General features: G+C 37.3%; 1 pseudogene. It reads left to right on the plus strand.

Annotated features, from left to right (window positions below):
* Positions 1-234: 234 nt before the first annotated feature.
* Positions 235-606, plus strand: a pseudogene (gene gigA, locus ABD296_RS49890) (RsbU family protein phosphatase GigA); the annotation flags it as partial.

Raw genomic sequence — 606 nt, forward strand, 5'->3', positions numbered from 1 at the left:
TCCAACGTAAAGCGTTCCAGATTGCCGAGAAAAAAGGTGATTCGGCAGATGTGTCTTTTATTGATGATGACGAATCCGAAGATGTACCAGAAGATAACACTGATAAAACCGAAAAATAATTAAAGGACAAATCAAGGTATTGCATTTTTCTTATAATAAGGCAATACCTTGATTTTGGTCATACATCCTCTATGATGGATAAAGTGATCTTGAAAAAGGACTACCATATCTTCTATGTATTTTATTAAACCGACACGCTCTATCCCTTTCGTACAGCAAGCTCTGGAAGCATTACCAGACTTACAAGTCATTCACATAGATGATCTCGATTTATACGACCCAACAATTATCGCAATTGCTGATGTACAAGATTTCCTAACTTATAAATGGCGTTTACCTACAATCGTGATTGCTTTTGAGCATGAAGGTAGTGCTTTAGCTCAAGCATGGGAAGCTGGTGCTCTTGCAGGATGGGTATGGAACCAGTTACCTAAAGATCTAAATAAAGCTTTAACAAGAATTGATGCACAATATAAACGTAATCAGGATAGCCGTGATTTACCTTCGGCAGCAGAATTACAAAAACGTCTATTGCCAAATCCTATT

Origin of the sequence: Actinomadura napierensis, assembly GCF_039529375.1 — a bacterium.
Lineage (GTDB): Bacteria > Actinomycetota > Actinomycetes > Streptosporangiales > Streptosporangiaceae > Spirillospora > Spirillospora napierensis.